Origin of the sequence: Curvibacter cyanobacteriorum (assembly GCF_028649475.1) — a bacterium.
Lineage (GTDB): Bacteria > Pseudomonadota > Gammaproteobacteria > Burkholderiales > Burkholderiaceae_C > Curvibacter > Curvibacter cyanobacteriorum.
Genome location: NZ_JAQSIP010000003.1, coordinates 131,784 through 150,287 on the forward strand (window position 1 = coordinate 131,784; position 18,504 = coordinate 150,287).

Sequence of the window (18,504 nt, forward strand, 5' to 3'; positions counted from 1 at the left end):
TGCGCGTGAGGGTAGGGCGAGCGCAAGCCGCCAGCATAAGCGTTGACGTATGACAAGAATGCAGGCCCTGCTATGAGAGACCAAGCCCTTTTCGACAAGATAGACCTCCATTTGATAAGGGTCTTGCACACCGTGTTAACCGAACGCAGCGTTTCGCGCGCCGCCATCCGTCTGGGCATGCACCAGCCCGCCGTTTCGGCGGCGCTGAAGCGCCTGCGTGACCTGGCCGACGACCCGCTGCTGGTGCGCTCGGGTTCTGGCATGACGCCCACCGACGCCGGACTGCGCATGGTGGAACCGGCCGCCAGCATTTTGCGTGCCGCCGAGGTGCTGTTCACCGATGTGCGGGGCTTCGACCCGCGCACCGCGCGCAACACCTTCCGCGTGGCGGCCAGTGATTACCTGGACCCCCTCTTCCTGCCCCAGTTGGTGGCGCAGATCAAGACCCAGGCGCCGTTCTGCCAGATCGAAATCCACGCCCTGTCGGCCGACACCCATTACCACGCTCACCTCTCGCAAGGGCAGGTCGACGTGGTGATCGGCAACTGGCCCAAGCCGCCGGACGACCTGCACATGGGGCGCTTGTTTGGTGACGAGGTGGTGTGCCTGGTCAGCCAGGACCACCCCGCCGTGCGGCGCGGCTGGGACCAGGCCGCCTGGCTGGCGGCTGAACACATCGCGCCCACGCCGACCCACCCGGGCGCCCGCGGTGTGATCGACGACCACCTCGACGCCCAGGGCTTGCAGCGCAACATCACCGCGCGCTGCTCGCATTTCAGCTTGATCCCGAGCATGGTGGCCAGCAGCCTGCTGGTGCTGAGCACCGGGCGCCAGTTCTGCGAGCGCTTTGTCGACCGCTACCCGCTGCGCATCCTGCCGTGCCCGGTCGAATTCCCGCGCCTCATGTATTACCAGTTGTGGCATGAGCGTACCCACACCTCGGCCGCCGGGGCCTGGTTGCGGGACCGCGTCAAGTCGGTGGCGGCGTCGCTACGGAAAGAGTAGCGCCTGATGCCCAAGCCACGCCCCCACGTCTTTGTTTTCGCCCTTTGAGGAGCCCCGCGATGAGCCCCCAATTTTTGAGAAAATCTGGCGCATGAACACGCACGATTCCCCCCCGAGCGCCCGATTGGTGCTGCAAGGCATCACCAAGCGCTACCCGGCGGTGGTGGCCAACAGCGCGGTGTCGCTGACGGTGCAGCCGGGCGAAACCCACGCCGTGCTGGGTGAGAACGGGGCTGGCAAGTCCACCCTGATGAAGATCATTTATGGCTCGGTCAAGCCCGATGAGGGCACCGTGCTCTTCAACGGTCAGCCGGTGCGGGTGCGCAACCCGCAAGAGGCGCGGGCCCTGGGCATCAGCATGGTGTTCCAGCATTTCAGCCTGTTTGACACCCTGACCGTGGCCGAAAACGTCTGGCTGGGCCTGGACCGCCACCTCAGCCTGGCCGAAGTGACCCGGCGCATCAGCCAGAAAGCCGCCGAGTACGGCCTGGACATCGACCCCTCGCGGCCGGTGCACACGCTGTCGGTGGGCGAGATGCAGCGCGTCGAGATCATCCGCGCGCTGCTGACCAACCCGCAGTTGCTGATCCTCGATGAGCCCACCTCGGTGCTGACCCCGCAGGCCGTCGAAAAGCTGTTTGTGGTGCTCAAGAAGCTGGCCTCCGAAGGCTGCAGCATCCTCTACATCAGCCACAAGCTGCACGAGATTCGTGAGCTGTGCACCGCTTGCACCGTGCTGCGTGGCGGCAAGGTGACCGGCGTGTGCAAGCCCGCGGAGGAGTCCAACGCGTCGCTGTCGCGCCTGATGATCGGCGCCGAGCCGCCCGCCCTGCAGCACCGGCCCGCCCAGCTGGGCGCCACCGTGCTGGGCGTCAATGGCTTGTCGCTGCCGCGCCAGGACCAGTTTGGCGTCGACCTGATCGACGTGCAACTGGAGGTGCGCGCCGGTGAAGTGGTGGGCATCGCCGGTGTCTCCGGCAACGGCCAGCAAGAACTGCTGTACGCGCTGTCGGGGGAAGACACCCGCGCGACCCCGGCCGCCATCACGGTGGGGGGCCAGGACGCCGGCGCGCTGGCGCCGCAGGCGCGCCGGGCCCTGGGCCTGCATTTTGTGCCCGAGGAGCGGCTGGGCCGTGGCGCGGTGCCCACCATGGGGCTGGCGCACAACCTGTTGCTGACCCGCAGCGAAGCGGTGGGGGCGGGCGGCTGGCTGAGCCTGGGCCGACTCGAGGCGCAGGCGGCGGACATCATCCGCCGCTTCAACGTCAAGACCGGCGGGCCCCATGCGGCGGCCAAGTCGCTCTCCGGCGGCAACTTGCAGAAGTTCATCGTCGGCCGCGAGATCGACGCCAAGCCCAAGCTGCTGATCGTGTCCCAGCCGACCTGGGGCGTGGACGTGGGGGCGGCGGCGCAGATCCGGGGCGAGATCCTGGCCTTGCGCGACGCGGGCTGCGCGGTCCTGGTGGTGAGCGAAGAGCTCGATGAGTTGTTTGAAATCAGCGACCGCCTGCATGTGATTGCCAAGGGGCGGCTGTCGCCCTCGGTGCCGCGCGCGCAGGCCACGGTCGAGAAGATCGGCGAATGGATGAGTGGCCTTTGGAATGAAACGGTGCAAGCGCACCTGGGTGAGTTGGAGCAGGCGCCTGCCGCCGCAGCGGAGGTGAACCATGTTCAAGCTTGAACCCCGGCCCCAGGCCTCGCGCTGGTGGAGCCTGGGCTCGCCGGTGCTGGCGCTGGTGGTGACCGTGCTGATCGGCGTGCTGCTGTTCATGGCGCTGGGCAAGGACCCGTTGCGCGGCCTGATGGTGTTCTTCTGGGAGCCCCTGAAGAACGCCTACGCCATTGGTGAATTGATGGTCAAGGCCACGCCGCTGTTGCTGATCGCCTTGGGCCTGGCCGTGTGCTACCGCTCCAATGTCTGGAACATCGGTGCCGAGGGCCAGTTTGTGATCGGCGCGCTGGCGGCCGGTGGGGTGGCTCTGATGGCCGACAAGGGCACGAGCGCCTGGATCATCGTGCCCATCTTGCTGGCCGGTGTGCTGGGGGGCATGGCCTGGGCCGCGATCACGGCCTTGTTGCGCGACCGCTTCAATGCCAGCGAAATCCTGGTCAGCCTGATGCTGGTCTATGTGGCGGTGCAGTTGCTGGGTTACCTGGTGTACGGCCCCTGGAAAGACCCCGCGGGCTACAACTTCCCGCAGACCAAGATGTTCGACAGCGTCACGCAGATCCCGCGCCTCATGAAGGGCTCGCGCGTCAGCATCGGCCTGATCATGGCCTTGGTGGGGTCGGCCCTGCTGTGGGTGTTCCTGTTCCGCACCAAGGCGGGCTTTGCCCAGCAGGTGGGGGGGCTGGCGCCGGCGGCGGCGCGCTATGCGGGCTTTTCGTCGCGCCGTGCGCTGTGGCTGGCCTTGCTGGTGTCGGGCGGGGCGGCCGGTCTGGCCGGGGCCCTCGAGGTGACCGGGCCGATCGGTCAGCTGACCCCCTACGTGCCGGCTGGCTACGGCTTTGCCGCCATCATCGTGGCCTACGTGGGGCGCTTGCACCCGGTGGGCATGGTGTTCTCGGCGGTGCTGATGAGCATGTTCTACATCGGCGGCGAACTCGCGCAGTCGCGCCTGGGCCTGCCCAAGTCGATCACCGGTGTGTTCCAGGGCCTCTTGCTCTTCACCTTGCTGGCCTGCGACACGCTGATCGCTTACCGCGTGCGCCTGGTCAGCCCACGTTCCAAGGGAGGGGCCCTGTGATGGAGTCCTACGCACTGCTTTTGGGGGCCACGCTGAATGCGGGCACCGTGCTGGCCATCGCGGCCCTGGGCCTGCTCATCAACGAGAAGGCCGGTATCGTCAACCTGGGCGCCGAGGGCCTGATGCTGTGTTCGGCCATCGCGGGCTTTGCCACCGTGGTCCACACTGGCAGCGACACGATGGGTTTCCTGGCCGGCATGGGGGCGGGGGCCTTGCTGGCGGCCGTGTTCGGCTGGCTGGTGATCTGGCTCAACACCAACCAGTACGCCACCGGGCTGGCGCTGAGCCTGTTTGGCGTGGGCTTCTCGGCCTTCGCTGGCATCAGCTATGTGCAGGCCAAGCTGCCCGAGCGGGTGCAGTTTGCGGTGCCTGTGCTGAGTGACATCCCGCTGCTGGGGCCGGCCCTGTTCCGCCAGCACCCGCTGGTGTATGGCGCCATCGTGCTGATGCTGGCACTGAGCTGGTTCCTGTACCGCTCGCGCACCGGCCTGGTGTTGCGCTCGGTGGGCGAGTCGCCTGAGTCGGCCCATGCGCTGGGCTACCCGGTGCGTCGCATCCGCCTGGCCGCCGTGGTGGCGGGCGGGGCGCTGTGCGGCCTGGCGGGCGCTTTCATTTCGATCGCCTACACCCCGCTGTGGGTCGAAGGCATGGTGGCCGGGCGCGGCTGGATCGCGCTGGCCCTGACCACTTTCGCCACCTGGCGTCCGGCACGGGTGTTGCTTGGGGCTTATCTGTTTGGTGGCGTCACGATGTTGCAGTTCCACCTGCAAGGTGTCGGGGTCAATGTGCCCAGCCAGGTGCTGAGCATGCTGCCCTATGTCGCCACCATCGTGGTGCTGGCACTGATTTCGCGCAACCCGGCCTGGATCCGAATCAACATGCCCGCCTCCCTGGGCAAGCCCTTCCACCCGGGGGCCTGAGGGGCCTCTGGCTTGCTGATTTGTTTTTCTTGACCGGATAATCAAAATTTTCTCAACCCCTGTCGCCCATCCCAAGAAGGAAATGACATGACTGACCTGAATAAACGATCCCTGCTCAAGGTAGCCGCCCTGTCGGCTGTGGCCGCGGCCGCCTTGGTGGGTTGTGGCAAGAAGGAAGAGCCGGCACCGGCACCGGCCCCCGCGCCGGCTGCTGCCCCGGCCCCGAAGCCTGAGCCACTCAAGATCGCTTTTGCCTACGTGGGCCCGGTGGGCGACGGTGGCTGGTCTTTTGCCCACGACAACGGCCGCAAGGCACTGGAAAAAGAATTTGGCGACAAGGTCCAGACCTCGTTCGTGGAAAGCGTGCCGGAGTCGGCTGACGCCGAGCGCGTGCTGCGCGACATGGCCAGCCAAGGCAACAAGCTGATCTTCGGCACCACCTTCGGCTACATGGAGTCCATGCTCAAGGTCGCTGGCGACATGAAGGACGTCAAGTTCGAACACGCCACCGGCTACAAGACCGCCGAGAACATGCGCACCTACGACAGCCGCACCTACGAAGGCGCGTACATGGCGGGTGTGATTGCCGGTGCCATGACCAAGTCCAACACCCTGGGCGTGGTCGGCTCGGTGCCGATCCCTGAAGTGATCCGCAACATCAACAGCTTCACCCTGGGCGCTCAAAGCGTGAACCCGAAGATCAAGACCAAGGTGGTCTGGGTCAACGAATGGTTCAGCCCGCCGAAGGAAACCGAAGCCGCCACCGCCCTGATCAACGGCGGCGCCGACATCCTGTTCCAGAACACCGATTCGCCGGCCGTGCTCAAGACCGCCGAAGAAAAGGGCAAGCGCGCCTTCGGTTGGGACTCCGACATGACCGCCTACGGTCCCAAGGCCCACCTGGCCTCGGCCGTCATCAACTGGGGCCCGTACTACATCAAGGCCACCAAGGACGCCCTCGAAGGCAAGTGGACCACTGGCCAAAGCTGGTGGGGTGTCAAGGAAGGCGCGATCGACGTGGTGTCCATCGCTGAAGACGTGCCCGCCGACATCAAGGCCAAGGTCGAAGAGATCAAGAAGGGGCTGACCGATGGTTCCTTCTCCATCTGGAAGGGCCCCATCAAGGGCCAGGACGGCAAGGACGTGCTGAAGGCCGACGAAGTGGCCGACGACAAGTTCCTCGGCGGCATCAACTTCTACGTCAAGGGCGTGGAAGGCAAGGTCCCGGGCGGCGACAAGAAGTAAGCCCAACGGGTGGGGCTGCGGCCCCCTCGCTGCAAGAGCTGCCCCTGGGGCAGCTCTTTTTGCTTGGCGCCCGGCCCAGACCTGCGGCGCCCGCCCGCTGCGGGCCCTGTGCTGGCCACCGTCCTCCTCCCCCTGAGAAAGAACCCCTGTGATGGAAACCCGTTTGTGGCATCCCGTGGCCCTGGCCGCGTCGGTCGGCGCGGCGCCCCTGGCCGTGACCTTGCTGGAGCAGCCGCTGGTGTTGTGGCGTGATGCGGCGGGCCGTGTGCAGGCCTGGGCCGACCGCTGTCCGCACCGCGGCGCGCGCCTGTCCTTGGGGCGGGTGCAGGACGGGCACCTCGAGTGCCCCTACCACGGCTGGCAGTTCGAGCCCGGTGGGCGCTGCGTGGCGGTGCCGGCGCTGCCGGCTTTCCAGCCGCCCGCCACCCATTGCGCCACCTCCCATGGCTGCCGCGAGGCGCACGGCCTGGTCTGGGTGCGGCTGGTCTGCGACGGTGAGGACCCGGGCCTGCCCGCTTTCCCGGCCGAGGACGACGCCGGCCTGCGCAAGATGAACTGCGGCCCCTATGACGTGGCCGCCAGCGCGCCGCGCATCGTTGAGAACTTCCTCGACATGGCGCATTTCTCCTTTGTCCACGAGGGCTGGCTGGGCCTGCGGGCGCGCCCCGAGATCGAGCCGCATGCCGTGCAGGACACACCGCGCGGCCTGCTGGCCACCGGCTGCAAGGCCTGGCAGCCCCGCTCTAACCTGCATGCCATGGCGGCCGCCCTGGTCGAGTACAGCTACGAGGTCACCGACCCGTATTGCGCCTTGCTGACCAAGGTGCCCGAGGCCGGCAGCACCGCGGTGGCGCATTGGCGCGAGTCGATCGGCCTCTTCATCTGCCCGCTCACGCCGGAGACCAGCCGGGTCTGGTTCCGCCTGGCGGTGGCCGACTTCGAGTCCCCCGACGAGAAGCTCGCCGCCTTCCAGCACACCATCTTCACGCAGGACCAGCCGGTGCTGGAATCGCAAAGCCCCAAGCGCCTGCCGCTGGACCCGCAGGCCGAGCGCCACGCCGCCAGCGACAAGGTGTCAATGGCCTACCGGCGGGCCTTGCAACGCCGGGGCGTGCGCTTCGGCGTCCTGTGAGACCGCTCCACGGGGTCCCCAGGGGCCAAAATCCCCTGCGCTGGGCGCGGGGCCTGTGGTACAAAACTTCAAACTCTCGGAGCCTTCCATGTTCAAAATTCCCCACATTTCGCCGGCCCGTCTGCCCGAGCTGCTGCGCCGCATGCCCAAGGCCGAGCTGCACATCCACATCGAAGGTTCGCTCGAGCCGGAGCTGATTTTTGCGCTGGCGCAGCGCAATGGTGTGAGCCTGCCGTACCCCGACGTCGAGTCGCTGCGCCGGGCCTATGCCTTCACCAACCTGCAGAGCTTTCTGGACATCTACTACGCAGGGGCCAGCGTGCTGATCCAGGAGCAGGACTTCTACGACATGGCCTGGGCCTACCTGCAGCGCGCGGCGGCCGACCACGTGGTGCACGCCGAGCTGTTCTTTGACCCGCAAACCCACACCGCGCGTGGCATTGCCATGGAGACGGTGGTGCGCGGCCTGCACCGCGCCTGCACCGACGCCCGGGCGCAACTCGGCGTCGACGCGACGCTGATCCTGTGCTTCTTGCGCCACCTCAGTGAGGAGGACGCCTTTGCCACGCTGGAGCAGGCGCTGCCTTTGCGTGACCTGTTCATCGGCGTGGGGCTCGACTCCAGCGAACTGGGTCACCCGCCCGAGAAATTCGCCCGCGTGTTCGCACGCTGCCGCGAGCTGGGCCTGCACCTGGTGGCCCATGCAGGCGAGGAAGGCCCGCCAGCCTACATCTGGAGCGCGCTCGATGAACTGAAAGTGCAGCGCATCGACCACGGCGTGCAGGCCTTGAAGGACCCGGCCCTGGTGCAGCGCCTGGCGCAAGACCGCATCCCGCTGACGGTGTGCCCGTTCTCCAACGTCAAGCTGTGCGTGTTCCCGGACCTGGCCAGCTCCAACCTGGCGCAGTTGCTGGACGCGGGCCTGGCGGTGACGATCAACTCCGACGACCCGGCCTACTTTGGCGGTTACCTCAACGACAACTTCGTGCAGACCTTCGCGGCCACGGGCCTCAACGCCCACCACGCCTACACCCTGGCGCGCAACAGCTTTGAGGCCAGCTTTGTCACCGAAGCCCAGCGCCATGACTGGGAGCACCAGCTCAAAGCGGTGTTCGAGAGCTTCTCCGAACACGACTTCTGACCTGGCGCAGGCCGGGCCTGGGCCCGAGCCTTAAAATCCGCAGCGCGCACCGGTGGCCCCGCCGGTGCGCGTTTTCATTCTGGGGACATGTAGAGGAACACCATGTACAAAAACCTCGCGGCCGCGCCGGCCCGTGCGCTGGCGGCTGCTTGTTTTCTTTCCGCCTGGCTGGCGCTCCCGGCCCAAGCCCAGGCCCCCGTCCCCAACCCTGCCGCCTCAGCCGGGGCCGTGCCCACCCCCGACAGCGCGCCCCTGAAGGCGGCCTTTGTCTATGTGGCGCCACTGACCGAGGCGGGCTGGGTGCGTCAGCACGAGAGTGCCCGTCAGGCCGTCGAGGCGGCGCTGGGCCCGCGCGTCAAAACCACCTATGTCGAGGACGTGCCCGAGGGGGCTGACGCCGAGCGCGTGATCCGCGACCTCGCGCAGCAGGGCCACCAGATCATCTTCACGCCCAGCTTTGGCTACATGGAACCCACGCTCAAGGTGGCGCGCGACTTTCCGCAAGTGAAGTTCGAGTCCGTCACCGGCTACAAGACAGCGGCCAATGTGGCGGTCTCCAACGCGCGCTATTACGAAGGCCGCTACCTGGCGGGCATCGCGGCCGGGCGCATGACGCGCAGCCAGGTTGCGGGCTATGTGGCGGGCTTTCCCATTCCCGAGGTGCTGCAAGGCCTGAATGCCTTCACGCTGGGGCTGCGCTCGGTCAATCCGCAGGCCAGCGTCAAGGTGGTCTGGCTCAACGCGTGGTTCGACCCGCCGCGCGAGCGCGACGCCGCCATGACGCTGATGAACCAGGGGGCCGACGTGCTGGCCTTCCACACCGGCTCGACCGCGGTGATGGCGGCGGCGCAAGAGCGCGGCAAGCTGGCCGTGGCCTACCACTCCGACATGCGCCGCACCGCCCCCGAGGCGCAGATTCTGGCCGTCACGCACCAATGGGGTGACTACTACACGCGCCGCGTCAAGGCGGTGTTGGAGGGGCGCTGGCAAAGCGGTTCGGTCTGGGGCGGGGTGCGCGAGGGCATGATCCGCGTCGGTGACTTCGGGCCCCGCGTGCCCAAGGCCGTGCAGGCCGAGGTGCTGGCGCGTCAGCAGGACATGGCCGCGGGCCGCCTGCAACCCTTTGCCGCCGGGGCCCAGCCCGTGCTGGACAACCAGGGCCGCACGGTGATCCCCGCGCACAGCCAGCTCAGCGATGAGCAGATCCGCCAGATCGACTGGCTGGTCGACGGCGTGCAGGGGCGCTTGCGCTGAGTCGGGGCCAGGCCTGTGGCGCCTGGGGGCGCCGGCTCTGGCCGCCGGAGTCAAGCCACCGAGGTCAGGCCACCGAGGTCAGGGGCAGGGCGGTGGTGCTTTTGATCTGTTCCATCGAGAACGCCGACGACACCCCCGACAGCGCGCCCACCCGGATCAGCTTTTTGTAGAAGGCGTCATAGCCTTCCATGCTGTGGGTCACCACCTTGAGCAGGTAGTCCACGTCGCCGCTCATGCGGTGGAACTCCTGCACCTCGGGCAGCGCGGTCACCGCTGCGGCAAAGGCGGCCAGGCCGCGCTCCTCGTGCTGGGCCAGGCGCAGGCTGACAAAGACGGTGATCGGCAACCCCACCTTCTTGCGGTTCACGATGGCCACGCGGCGCTCGATCACGCCCTCGTCCTCCAGCCGCTTGACCCGCTTCCAGCAGGGCGTGGACGACAGGCCCACGCGCTCGGCCAGCAGGGCGATGGGCAGCTGGCTGTCGCGCTGAAGTTCTTCAAGAATCTGCAGGTCGATGCGATCCATTTTTTGAATTCCTTTTTTGAGAGAATAATTTTCTCCTATTAGGACGTTTCGCAGCGCAGAAGAAAATTTTATTCAGGGCGGGGTTTCCTAGACTGGCAGGGTTCCTGATTCAGCCCACCCCGCCATGACCGCGCCCCTGCCGACCTCCCTGTATTTCGACTTCAACGCCACCAGCCCTGTCTTGCCGCAGGCCGCCGAAGCGGCGCTGCACACCATGCTCAGCGCCTATGGCAACCCCAGCAGCAGCCACGCCAGTGGGCGGCAGGCCAAGGCCTTGCTGGACGCGGTGCGCCAGCGGGCCCGCGCAGTGCTGAACGTGCCGCAAGGCGAGCTGATCTTTGTCAGTGGCGCCACCGAAGGCATCCAGACCGCTGTGCTGTCGGCGCTGTGCGCCGTGCGCGCGCGGCGTGACGCGGGCCTGCCCACCGGCCGCTGCCTGGTTTATGGCGCCACCGAGCACAAGGCGGTGCCGCAAAGCCTGGCCCACTGGAACCAATTGCTGGGCCTGGGCCTGGAATTGCGGGCCTTGCCCGTGGACGCCTCGGGGCAGCATGACCTGGCCACCCTGCGGGCCTGGCTGCCCGACACCGCCTTGCTGTGCACGATGGCCGCCAACAACGAGACCGGGGTGGTCTCCGACCTCGACGCCATCGAGCAGGCCTTGAACGACCACGGCAGCCCCGCGCTGTGGCTGGTTGACGGCGTGCAGGCCCTGGGCAAGGTGGATCTGAAGCTGGCCCAGCGTCGCATCGACTATGTGCCGTTCTCGGGCCACAAGCTGCACGCGCCCAAGGGCATCGGTCTCCTGTACGTGCGTGCGGGCGCCCCCTACACGCCCCTGATCGCGGGCGGCGGGCAAGAGGGCGGTCGCCGCTCGGGCACCGAAAACATGCCCGGGGTGGCCGCGCTGGGCGCGGTGCTGTCGGCGCTGCAGCAGGGCGACACCTTCTGCAGCCTGCGCACCTTGCGGGGCTACCGCGAGCAGATCCGCGCCTGCCTGGAGGTGAACTTTCCCGGCGTGGTGTTCAACGCGCCCTTGGCCCAGTCGCTGCCGACCACGCTCAATTTTTCGGTGCCTGGGCCGGTGGGCAGCGCTTTGACCGCCTGGCTCGACGCGGCGGGCCTGCAGGTCAGTGCGGGCAGTGCCTGTTCGGCCGCCCAGGCGCAACCCAGCTTTGTCTTGCAGGCCATGGGCTGCGCCGACTGGCAAGCGCGCTCGTCGGTGCGCCTGTCGCTGAGCCTGTGCACCCAGCCCGAGCAGGTGGCGGCCCTGTGCGACCGTTTGCGCGATTGCGCTCGCCAGCTGGCCCTGAGCGCCGAGGCCGCCGGGGCCGCTTCCGCCGCGGTGCTCGACGCCGAGGCCCTGGCTGACCTGTGGGCCCGCCAGCCCGAGACCTGCCTGGTCGATGTGCGTGACGCCGACGAGCACCACGCCTGCGAGGCAGTGGCCCGCTGGGGGCGGCCGGTGGTGTCCTGGCCTTTGCCCGAGGTGCTGGGGGGGCGGGCGCCCGCAGCCGGCGTGCCCGAGGGGGTGCCCCTGGTCTTGTTCTGCCGCAGCGGTCAGCGCAGTGCCCAGGCGTGGCAGGCCTTGCGCGCGCGCGGCCATGCGGCCGTGTGGCAGCTGGCCGGGGGCGTACAGGCGCACCCGCAACTGGTGGCGCTGGCCATTTGACGTCCGCATCCGGGTGGGGCCCCGGTGGGCCCGGCGGCGGCTTGGCACAGGGGGGGCCCGGCGCTATCCACGTGGGCGGATAGCGGGTATGTGGGCGCCCCTATTCAGCCCTGGGGGGCGCCGGGTAAGCTCGGGCCCCATGAAAGCTTACCGCGCCGCCATTCTCCGTTTTGCCGATGACCGCACCGCCCTGTACGAGGAGGACGGCCTGCTGGTGATTGGCCCCGACGCCCAGGGTCAGCCGGTGGTGCGGGCCGTGGGCCCATACCGCGACCTGGCGGACCGTTTTCCGGGGCTGGCCATCACCCATTTCCCGGGCCGCATCCTGGCGCCTGGGTTTGTTGACCTGCACATCCACTGCCCGCAGACCGATGTGATTGGCTCGCCTGCCGAGGGCCTGTTGCCCTGGCTGGAGAACTACACCTTCCCGCACGAGTCGCGTTTTCACGATGGGGCCTATGCGACCGAGGTGGCCAGCTTCTTCCTGGATGAACTGCTGCGCCATGGCGTGACCACGGCGCTGGCCTTTGCCACCTCGCACCCCAGTTCGGTCGAGGCGCTGTTTCAGCAGGCGCAGCAGCGCCGCCTGCGCTTCATCACCGGCAAGGTCTTGCAGGACCGTTTCTCGCCCGATGGCGTGCGCGACCAGACCGAGCAAAGCCTGATCGACACCGAGGCGCTGATCCAGCGCTGGCACGGCGTGGACCGGCTGGGCTATGCCATCACGCCGCGCTTTGCCCCCACCAGCACGCCCGAGCAGTTGCGCGGGGCGGGCGAACTGGCCGCGCGCTACCCGCAGGTGTGGATTCAGTCGCATGTGGCCGAGAACCTGGCCGAGATCGCCTGGGCGCGCGAGCTGTTCCCGCAGTCGCGCAGCTACCTGGCCACCTACGCCGACTTTGGCCTGATGCGCGATCGGTCGGTCTACGCCCACTGCATCCACTTTGACGACAGTGACCGGGCCCTGATGCGCGACACCGGCGCCGCTGCCGCCGTCAGCCCCACCAGCAACCTGTTCCTGGGCAGTGGCTTCTTTGACTACCAGGGCGCCGACCGCGTCGGTTACCGCTACGGCCTGGCCAGTGACGTGGGCGGGGGCACCTCGTTCAGCCCCTTCCACACCATGCTGGCGGCCTACTACGTGGGCCGCGAGGGGCAGACCAAACCAGGCCTGTCGCTGAGCCCGCAGCACCTGTGGTGGCAGCACACGGCGGGGGCCGCTGCGGCCCTGGGGCTGGCGGGCGAGGCCGGTGCCCCCTCGATCGGCAACCTGAACCCGGGGTGCGAGGCCGACTTCGTGCTGCTCAACCCGAAGGCCACACCGCTGCTGGCGCGCAAGACGGCGCAGGCGCGCAACCTGGACGAGTTGCTGTTCTCGCTCATCGTGCTGGGGGACGACCGCCTCATCGAGGGCACTGCCGTGGCCGGTCAGTGGTGCGCACCGCGGGCCGCCGACTGAGCCTGCGCGCAGGGTGGCAGCTCTTTTTTCGATAGTACGGGCTGACCTACAATGGGGCCCCTTGCCAGCGCGGTCGCGGCCGGGCCGACGTCACAGGCCCGCCCCGGGGGCCGGGCAAGCGGGCGGCGGCTCGACGTTCCCACGGGCCGGCAACGGAGGTTTTCCCCATGAGCATCAAGAGCGATAAATGGATTCGGCGCATGGCCGAGCAGCACGGCATGATCGAGCCCTTCGAGCCGGGTCAGATCCGTGAGCAAGACGGTCGCAAGATCATCAGCTACGGCACCAGCAGCTACGGCTACGACATCCGATGCGCGCCGGAATTCAAGGTGTTCACCAACATCCACAGCACCGTGGTCGACCCGAAGAACTTCGACGAGAAGAGCTTTGTCGACTTCGAGGGCGACTCCTGCATCATCCCGCCCAACAGTTTTGCCCTGGCCCGCACGGTGGAGTACTTCCGCATTCCGCGCAATGTGCTGACCATCTGCCTGGGCAAGAGCACCTACGCGCGCTGCGGCATCATCGTCAACGTCACCCCCTTCGAGCCCGAGTGGGAAGGGTATGTGACGCTGGAGTTCTCCAACACCACGCCGCTGCCAGCCCGCATTTACGCGGGGGAGGGCTGTGCCCAGGTCCTGTTCTTTGAAAGCGACGAGGTCTGCGAGGTCAGCTACAAGGACCGGGGCGGCAAGTACCAGGGCCAACACGGCGTGACCCTGCCGCGCGCCTGAGCCGCGGAGCCTGCGCCATGAGCGAGTCCCCGCGCACGGCCCCCTTGTCGGCACCGGCCACCACCTGGTTCGCGCCCCCGGGGCTGGGGGCGCCCGAGTTGTCGCGGCCCAAGCCCGAGCGCCTGGAGCAGGGCAACCCGCTGCGCGAAACCTGGTCGGCGGTGGCCGCGCCTGCGGGTGGCGCCACCCAGTTGTCCAGCGGCCTGTGGCGCTGCGAACCGGGGCGCTGGCGCATCGAGTTCGGTGCCGCGCAGCAAGAAGTGTTCACCGTGCTGTCCGGGCGCTGCCGGGTGCACGACACCCAGGGCGCTTACCGCGAGGTCGGACCTGGCGAGAGCCTGCACATCCCCGCGGGGTTCAGGGGCTCGTTCGAGGTGCTGGAGACGGTCACCAAGTCCTGGGTCATCCTCGACTGACCGGGCTGCGGCGGTGCCTGAGCCCCAGATGGGTGAGGCTGGGTCCCCGTTGCGCCCGCGGCCCGCTGACCTGCCCAACGTCCCGGGCCGCAGCGGGCCCTGGCCGTGATCTGCCCCCGACCCAGCCCTCAGCGCGACCCCGTGGCTGACGCCGGGCAGGCCAGGCGCGCGGCCGCCAGGTCCCAACCGGCCCAGCCACAACTCTTGAACAGCACCGGCCCGCGCCGGGGGGGCGCGGCCTGCACGCATTGGGCCAGGGTCAGCAAGTCGGTCATTGGCACACCGGCCTGCAACAGGTCACCGGCCTCGTGCTGGGCGTCGGGCGTGTCCACCACCACCGTGCCGTGCTCGAACACGTGTTGGCACAGCGCCGGGCCGAGCTCCCGCATGGCCGGGGTGAAGGCCCCCACCGCGGCCACGAAGTGGTCGGCTGACAACGGGCCGTCCAGCACCACGTGCTGGGCCGGCGTGCCGGTGACCACCAGCGGGCAATGGCGCAGCGCCTGCTGCGGATCGTCGGTCCCGTGGGCGGTCAACCCCAGGCGCCGCGCGTGGTCCAGCAGCGCCTGGGTGCTGCGGGCGCTGCGCGAGGCCACCCAGACCTCCTGAACCCCCAGACCCTGGACAAAGGCGTCGAGGTGGGCACGCCCCTGCACACCGGCGCCCACGATCAACAGCGGGCCGTCGGTCCGCGGGGCCAGCCGCTGGGCCGCGAGCAGGGACACGGCCGCGGTTCGGCGTGCCGTCACCGTGGGACCGTCCAGCACCCGCAGCCGCGCCCCGGTCCGGATGTCGAACACCAGCACGTCGCCTTGGATGGTCGGACGGGGGCTGCCCGCGTTGGCAGGGGTGAAGGTGATGACCTTGCTCATGCCCAGGCGGTCGTCGTGCGCCGGCATCACAAACAGGCTGCCGCCGCCGGGCCAGCCCATCACCTGCCGGGCCGGGACCCGCACCCCGGGGTCGCGCAGCAGGGCTTCGATCTCCTGTGCCAAGGGCAAAAAGGGCAAATAGTTCGCAGTTTGGGCGGGGCTGAGAAGGATGGCGTCCCCGGCCTGTTGATCGGTGGTTTGCATCGCGTGGATTGGTGAATGGGGGCGGGTTGGAGGGGGTGGGCTGTGTTGCACTCGGTTTTCGGCGACAGGCCGATGAGCCAGTGTCCTACAGCTTTGTAGCGCTTGCTTACCTACGATTCACGGAGACCATAAGGAGAGCTGAGCGATGTACAAGCCTGAACGCACCCCCCGGACCTGGGTCCAGCTGCTGGACCCCTCATTGTTGATCGCCCTGGGCAGCGTGGTGGGGGTGCTGTTGGTCATTGAAATGCTGGGCCGTGCCGGCTGGATACAGGTCAGCCCTTCGGCCACCGAGTCCCGTCCCTTGGCCCCGTCGGCGTTGTGGGTGCAGCAGCGCGAACTGGTGCGCCTGTGCGACAGCCAAACCGGCCCGGCGCTGCCCGTGGCGTGCGAACAGGCCCAGCGCGCCCGCGACCTGGTGCGGGCGCTGCACGCGGAAGCCGCCTTGCCCCAGGCGCTGCCCCACTGAGTCGTGCCAGCCCCCCACCGCACAGGCGGGGGCTGTCCATTTTTTCACGCTCTGGTGGTTGGGGGGCGGTCCTTGTGGCGGTAGCATGCTGCGCAGTCGGGCTCCTGTTGGGCCCAAGGGGCCGCCATGAAGTGGGAAGACCAAAGAAGTTCGGACAACATTGAAGACCGTCGTGATCAGTCTGGTGTCACGCCTCGCCTGGGCCTTGGTGGTGGCCGTCTGGGTCTGGGGACCGTGCTGGTGGTCCTGGCTGTGGGGTGGTTCATGGGCATCAGTCCCCTGACCCTGCTGCAAATGCTGAGCGAGGGCGGTGAGGCGGTGCCGGTGGCGGCCCCGGAAACCCGCACCCCGGCATCGAGCGCCGACGACCGATCCGCACGCTTCGTGTCGGTCGTGCTGGCCGACACCGAGGACGTGTGGCGCAGCATTTTTGCCAGCTCGGGAGGTCAATACCGCGACCCCCATCTGGTCTTGTTCCGCGGCAGCACGTCCACCGCCTGTGGTCAGGGGCAGTCGGCCATGGGGCCCTTCTACTGCCCGGCCGACCAAAAGGTCTACATCGATCTGGGGTTCTACGACGTGCTGAAGACCCAGTTGGGCGCTCCCGGTGACTTTGCCCAGGCCTATGTGATCGCCCACGAGGTGGGCCACCATGTGCAGCACTTACTGGGCATCAGCCAAAAGCTGGACGAGGCCCGTGGCCGCGTCAGCCAGGCCCAGTACAACGCCCTCAGCGTGCGCTTGGAGTTGCAGGCCGACTGCCTGGCGGGCGTTTGGGCCCACCACGCGGACCGCAGCCGGCACATCCTGGAGCAGGGCGATGTGGCGTCGGCCATGAACGCCGCGGCCCGCATCGGTGACGATGCGCTGCAGAAATCAGCCGGTGGCGCGGTGGTGCCGGAGCGCTTCACGCACGGCAGCAGCGCCCAGCGCCAGCGTTGGTTCGCCACCGGCCTGGAGGCGGGGACCGTGCGGGCTTGCGACACCTTCAACGCCCGCAGTTTGTGAGGCGTGCCGCCCGGGGCCATGCTCCGTGCCGCTGGGCTGCACTTAATTTCATAGCAATGAGCGATTGTTCAGCGCCAGGCACGGGGCGCTGGGCATTTTTCTCCGGGCCCGGAAACACAGCGATTACCGGGTTTTCCCAGCCAGTGCGACAATAGCGGACTTCATGACGACATCTTTCTCTCATTTATCGCTGGCTGAGCCGCTGGCACGTGCCGTGGCCGAAATGGGCTACGAGTCCATGACCCCCATCCAGGCGCAAGCCATTCCGGTGGTGCTCACGGGCAAGGACGTGATGGGCGCCGCCCAGACCGGTACGGGCAAGACCGCCGCTTTTTCGCTGCCTTTGCTGCAGCGCCTGCTCAAGCACGAGAACAGCTCCACCTCGCCAGCGCGCCACCCGGTGCGGGCCCTGGTGTTGCTGCCGACGCGCGAACTCGCCGACCAGGTGGCCCAGCAGATCAAGCTCTACGCCAAGTACACCAACCTGCGCAGCGCCGTGGTGTTTGGTGGCATGGACATGAAGCCCCAGACCGCTGAGCTCAAGCGCGGTGTCGAGGTGCTGGTGGCCACGCCGGGTCGCTTGCTGGACCACATCGAAGCCAAGAACGCGGTGCTCAACCAGGTGGAGTACGTGGTGCTCGACGAGGCTGACCGCATGCTGGACATTGGCTTCCTGCCCGATCTGCAGCGCATCCTCAGCTACCTGCCCAAGCAACGCACGACCTTGCTGTTCTCGGCCACCTTCTCGCCGGAGATCAAGCGCCTGGCCGGCAGTTACCTGCAAGACCCGGTGACCATCGAGGTGGCGCGCTCCAATGCCACCGCATCGACCGTCGCCCAGCACTTCTACGGCGTCAACGACGACAACAAGCGCCACGCGCTGCACCAGGTGCTGCGCCGCCATGGCATCAAGCAGGCCTTTGTGTTCGTCAACAGCAAGCTCGGTTGTGCGCGCCTGGCGCGGGCCCTGGACCACGATGGTCTCAAGACCGCGGCCCTGCACGGCGACAAGAGCCAGGACGAGCGCCTGAAGGCGCTGGACGCCTTCAAGAAGGGCGAAGTCGACCTGCTGGTGTGCACCGACGTGGCTGCACGGGGCCTCGACATCAAGGACGTGCCCGCGGTGTTCAACATGGACATCCCGTTCAACGCCGAAGACTATGTGCACCGCATTGGCCGCACGGGGCGGGCCGGGGCTTCGGGCCTGGCTGTGAGCTTCGTGGGCGGCAGCAATGACGCCCGCCTGGTGGCCGAGATCGAAAAGCTGATCAACAAGAAGATCGAGGTTGAGGCCTTGGAGTTCGATGAAGACCGCCCACGCGGTCGCATCAACGACGGCCGTCGCATGTACAACCGCGAGGGTCAGGACCCGCGCCAGGCGGCCGAGAACCAAGGCCGTGAGCGCGACCGCGAACGCGAGCGGGACCGCCGTCCGCAGCAGCGCGCCCACGGTGCACCGCGCGATCCGTTCTTTGACCAGCCGTACCAGGCCCCGTCGCTGAGCCCCGACGCCGCCCCGGCCTGGGAGGCTGCCGCCAAGGCTGCCCCCGCAGCCCGCGCGATTTCGTCGAACATCAAGCCCAAGCGCAAGGTGGCTGCGCTGTTCAAGGCGGCTCAGCCCGTCGTGTCCTGAGCTGACGCCACGCCCTCACGGGCGTGCAGAGCACGGGCCCGTGCGTCAGCCTGGGCGGCGGGCGATC

At 67.9% G+C, this 18,504-nt stretch carries 17 protein-coding genes; 15 read left to right on the forward strand and 2 right to left on the reverse strand.

From position 1 onward, the window contains the following. The first annotated feature begins 72 nt into the window (after positions 1-72). The 8 genes from PSQ40_RS07215 (at position 73) to PSQ40_RS07250 (ending at position 9,444) form a co-directional block, all read left to right on the forward strand. Complete coding sequence (locus tag PSQ40_RS07215; protein WP_273950127.1) at positions 73-1,005, forward strand: LysR family transcriptional regulator; 933 nt, start codon at positions 73-75, stop codon at positions 1,003-1,005. A 91-nt stretch (positions 1,006-1,096) separates the two neighbouring features. Then, positions 1,097-2,686 carry an ABC transporter ATP-binding protein gene (locus PSQ40_RS07220; RefSeq protein WP_273950129.1) on the forward strand — a complete coding sequence of 530 codons (1,590 nt, stop codon included), beginning with the start codon at positions 1,097-1,099 and terminating at the stop codon, positions 2,684-2,686. Further along, positions 2,673-3,752, forward strand: coding sequence for an ABC transporter permease (locus PSQ40_RS07225; RefSeq protein WP_273950131.1), 1,080 nt, complete (start codon positions 2,673-2,675; stop codon positions 3,750-3,752). Before PSQ40_RS07220 ends, PSQ40_RS07225 begins: the two co-directional genes overlap by 14 nt. After that, entirely contained in the window at positions 3,752-4,672 is a 921-nt protein-coding gene (locus PSQ40_RS07230; RefSeq protein WP_273950133.1) for an ABC transporter permease, read from the forward strand. Before PSQ40_RS07225 ends, PSQ40_RS07230 begins: the two co-directional genes overlap by 1 nt. An 87-nt stretch (positions 4,673-4,759) precedes the next feature. Continuing rightward, on the forward strand, positions 4,760-5,917 hold the full coding sequence (locus tag PSQ40_RS07235) for a BMP family ABC transporter substrate-binding protein (protein WP_273950136.1): 1,158 nt from the start codon (positions 4,760-4,762) through the stop codon (positions 5,915-5,917). A 148-nt stretch (positions 5,918-6,065) separates the two neighbouring features. After that, positions 6,066-7,049, forward strand: coding sequence for a Rieske 2Fe-2S domain-containing protein (locus tag PSQ40_RS07240; protein ID WP_273950137.1), 984 nt, complete (start codon positions 6,066-6,068; stop codon positions 7,047-7,049). A gap of 88 nt (positions 7,050-7,137) precedes the next feature. Further along, a complete protein-coding gene (locus PSQ40_RS07245) occupies positions 7,138-8,190 on the forward strand; it encodes an adenosine deaminase (protein WP_273950139.1) in 1,053 nt (350 codons plus the stop codon). A 102-nt stretch (positions 8,191-8,292) separates the two neighbouring features. Next, positions 8,293-9,444, forward strand: a complete 1,152-nt coding sequence (locus tag PSQ40_RS07250; protein WP_273950141.1) for a BMP family ABC transporter substrate-binding protein — start codon at positions 8,293-8,295, stop codon at positions 9,442-9,444. A 64-nt stretch (positions 9,445-9,508) separates the two neighbouring features. On the opposite strand, the gene PSQ40_RS07255 is transcribed toward PSQ40_RS07250, so the two are convergent. Continuing rightward, positions 9,509-9,970: an Lrp/AsnC family transcriptional regulator gene (locus PSQ40_RS07255; RefSeq protein ID WP_273950144.1), complete on the reverse strand. Its 462-nt coding sequence runs from the start codon at positions 9,968-9,970 to the stop codon at positions 9,509-9,511. 124 nt (positions 9,971-10,094) lie between these two features. Here PSQ40_RS07255 and PSQ40_RS07260 point away from each other — a divergent pair, with 124 nt between their 5' ends. The 4 genes from PSQ40_RS07260 (at position 10,095) to PSQ40_RS07275 (ending at position 14,251) form a co-directional block, all read left to right on the forward strand. Beyond that, a complete protein-coding gene (locus tag PSQ40_RS07260) occupies positions 10,095-11,642 on the forward strand; it encodes an aminotransferase class V-fold PLP-dependent enzyme (RefSeq protein WP_273950145.1) in 1,548 nt (515 codons plus the stop codon). Positions 11,643-11,781: 139 nt separating this feature from the next. Next, positions 11,782-13,101, forward strand: a complete 1,320-nt coding sequence (gene guaD, locus PSQ40_RS07265) for a guanine deaminase (RefSeq protein WP_273950147.1) — start codon at positions 11,782-11,784, stop codon at positions 13,099-13,101. Positions 13,102-13,268: 167 nt separating this feature from the next. Further along, on the forward strand, positions 13,269-13,835 hold the full coding sequence (dcd, locus tag PSQ40_RS07270; RefSeq protein ID WP_273950149.1) for a dCTP deaminase: 567 nt from the start codon (positions 13,269-13,271) through the stop codon (positions 13,833-13,835). Between the two features lie 17 nt (positions 13,836-13,852). Then, positions 13,853-14,251, forward strand: a complete 399-nt coding sequence (locus PSQ40_RS07275; protein ID WP_273950151.1) for a cupin domain-containing protein — start codon at positions 13,853-13,855, stop codon at positions 14,249-14,251. Between the two features lie 128 nt (positions 14,252-14,379). Here PSQ40_RS07275 and PSQ40_RS07280 read toward each other — a convergent pair whose 3' ends face one another. Next, entirely contained in the window at positions 14,380-15,327 is a 948-nt protein-coding gene (locus tag PSQ40_RS07280; RefSeq protein WP_273950152.1) for a delta(1)-pyrroline-2-carboxylate reductase family protein, read from the reverse strand. 145 nt (positions 15,328-15,472) lie between these two features. On the opposite strand from PSQ40_RS07280, the gene PSQ40_RS07285 reads away from it, so the two are divergent. The 3 genes from PSQ40_RS07285 (at position 15,473) to PSQ40_RS07295 (ending at position 18,437) form a co-directional block, all read left to right on the forward strand. Next, entirely contained in the window at positions 15,473-15,796 is a 324-nt protein-coding gene (locus PSQ40_RS07285) for a hypothetical protein (RefSeq protein ID WP_273950154.1), read from the forward strand. Positions 15,797-15,922: 126 nt separating this feature from the next. Next, entirely contained in the window at positions 15,923-16,804 is an 882-nt protein-coding gene (gene ypfJ, locus PSQ40_RS07290; RefSeq protein ID WP_273950156.1) for a KPN_02809 family neutral zinc metallopeptidase, read from the forward strand. A gap of 163 nt (positions 16,805-16,967) precedes the next feature. Beyond that, positions 16,968-18,437 (forward strand): DEAD/DEAH box helicase, encoded by a 1,470-nt coding sequence (locus PSQ40_RS07295; RefSeq protein WP_273950158.1) that lies wholly within the window; start codon positions 16,968-16,970, stop codon positions 18,435-18,437. The last annotated feature ends 67 nt before the right edge of the window (positions 18,438-18,504 follow it).

Excerpts from the sequence above, each read along its gene's own strand:
- PSQ40_RS07215 (WP_273950127.1), top strand. The coding sequence starts at position 73 with ATGAGAGACCAAGCCCTTTTCGACAAGATAGACCTCCATTTGATAAGG.
- PSQ40_RS07220 (WP_273950129.1), top strand. The coding sequence starts at position 1,097 with ATGAACACGCACGATTCCCCCCCGAGCGCCCGATTGGTGCTGCAAGGC.
- PSQ40_RS07225 (WP_273950131.1), top strand. The coding sequence starts at position 2,673 with ATGTTCAAGCTTGAACCCCGGCCCCAGGCCTCGCGCTGGTGGAGCCTG.
- PSQ40_RS07230 (WP_273950133.1), top strand. The coding sequence starts at position 3,752 with ATGGAGTCCTACGCACTGCTTTTGGGGGCCACGCTGAATGCGGGCACC.
- PSQ40_RS07235 (WP_273950136.1), top strand. The coding sequence starts at position 4,760 with ATGACTGACCTGAATAAACGATCCCTGCTCAAGGTAGCCGCCCTGTCG.
- PSQ40_RS07245 (WP_273950139.1), top strand. The coding sequence starts at position 7,138 with ATGTTCAAAATTCCCCACATTTCGCCGGCCCGTCTGCCCGAGCTGCTG.
- PSQ40_RS07250 (WP_273950141.1), top strand. The coding sequence starts at position 8,293 with ATGTACAAAAACCTCGCGGCCGCGCCGGCCCGTGCGCTGGCGGCTGCT.
- PSQ40_RS07255 (WP_273950144.1), bottom strand. The coding sequence starts at position 9,970 with ATGGATCGCATCGACCTGCAGATTCTTGAAGAACTTCAGCGCGACAGC.
- PSQ40_RS07260 (WP_273950145.1), top strand. The coding sequence starts at position 10,095 with ATGACCGCGCCCCTGCCGACCTCCCTGTATTTCGACTTCAACGCCACC.
- guaD (WP_273950147.1), top strand. The coding sequence starts at position 11,782 with ATGAAAGCTTACCGCGCCGCCATTCTCCGTTTTGCCGATGACCGCACC.
- dcd (WP_273950149.1), top strand. The coding sequence starts at position 13,269 with ATGAGCATCAAGAGCGATAAATGGATTCGGCGCATGGCCGAGCAGCAC.
- PSQ40_RS07275 (WP_273950151.1), top strand. The coding sequence starts at position 13,853 with ATGAGCGAGTCCCCGCGCACGGCCCCCTTGTCGGCACCGGCCACCACC.
- PSQ40_RS07280 (WP_273950152.1), bottom strand. The coding sequence starts at position 15,327 with ATGCAAACCACCGATCAACAGGCCGGGGACGCCATCCTTCTCAGCCCC.
- PSQ40_RS07285 (WP_273950154.1), top strand. The coding sequence starts at position 15,473 with ATGTACAAGCCTGAACGCACCCCCCGGACCTGGGTCCAGCTGCTGGAC.
- ypfJ (WP_273950156.1), top strand. The coding sequence starts at position 15,923 with ATGAAGTGGGAAGACCAAAGAAGTTCGGACAACATTGAAGACCGTCGT.
- PSQ40_RS07295 (WP_273950158.1), top strand. The coding sequence starts at position 16,968 with ATGACGACATCTTTCTCTCATTTATCGCTGGCTGAGCCGCTGGCACGT.